This window comes from Streptomyces apricus, from assembly GCF_008369065.1.
GTDB lineage: Bacteria > Actinomycetota > Actinomycetes > Streptomycetales > Streptomycetaceae > Streptomyces > Streptomyces apricus.
The window spans coordinates 1-881 of the sequence record NZ_VDFC01000258.1; the positions used below are offsets into that span (position 1 = coordinate 1).

An 881-nucleotide genomic window follows, 5' to 3' on the forward strand; every position below is an offset into this window, starting at 1 on the left:
AGCGCGGTCAGCGTCACCGCGCACGCCGCGATCCGTACCGTCCGGTCCGGCATCCGGCGGGCCAAGGCGTCGCCCATGGTGAACCGGCCCGCGTTGCGCAGGGGTTCGGCCAGCAGGAACATCAGGAGCATGAGCGACAGGGCGGTGCTCAGCGCGAGGACGACGCCGTCGTACCCGAAGAGCGCGATGACGCCGCCGGTGCCGAGGACCGTCGCCGCGGAGATGTAGTCGCCCGCGAAGCGCGGTCAGCGTCACCGCGCACGCCGCGATCCGTACCGTCCGGTCCGGCATCCGGCGGGCCAAGGCGTCGCCCATGGTGAACCGGCCCGCGTTGCGCAGGGGTTCGGCCAGCAGGAACATCAGGAGCATGAGCGACAGGGCGGTGCTCAGCGCGAGGACGACGCCGTCGTACCCGAAGAGCGCGATGACGCCGCCGGTGCCGAGGACCGTCGCCGCGGAGATGTAGTCGCCCGCGACGGCGAGGCCGTTGCGCATGGGGGAGAGGCCGTTGTAGCCGGTGTAGAACTCGTCGAGGTCGTCGCGGTCGGGGCCGGTCATCACGCAGAGCAGCAGGGTGATGGTGGCCACGACGGTGAACGCCACCAGGGACATCGCCTGCGCGGAATCGCTGAAGCCGGTCATCGGCGTGCCTCCGCCCGCCGGGTGTCCAGCTCGGCCTGCTTCCTGATGCGTTCGGCGACGGGGTCCACGCGCCGGCGGGCGGTGTACTCGTACAGGGCGATGGCCGCGCAGGTGATGGGGACCTGGAGCAGCCCGAGGAGCAGGCCCAGGGGCAGGCCGTCGGAGACCTCGCCCGTCATGAGCGAGGGTGCGGTCGCGGACAGGACGAGGAACAGGGTGAAGTAGCCGAGCGCGGTCAG

At 71.5% G+C, this 881-nt stretch carries 1 protein-coding gene and 1 pseudogene; both read right to left on the reverse strand.

From position 1 onward, the window contains the following. Positions 1–642, reverse strand: a pseudogene (locus FGF04_RS42225) (sodium:solute symporter family transporter); the annotation flags it as partial. Continuing rightward, positions 639–881: DUF485 domain-containing protein (locus FGF04_RS39565; protein ID WP_149516212.1), on the reverse strand; the 243-nt coding region annotated here is incomplete at its 5' end. The pseudogene FGF04_RS42225 and the gene FGF04_RS39565, both read right to left, overlap by 4 nt.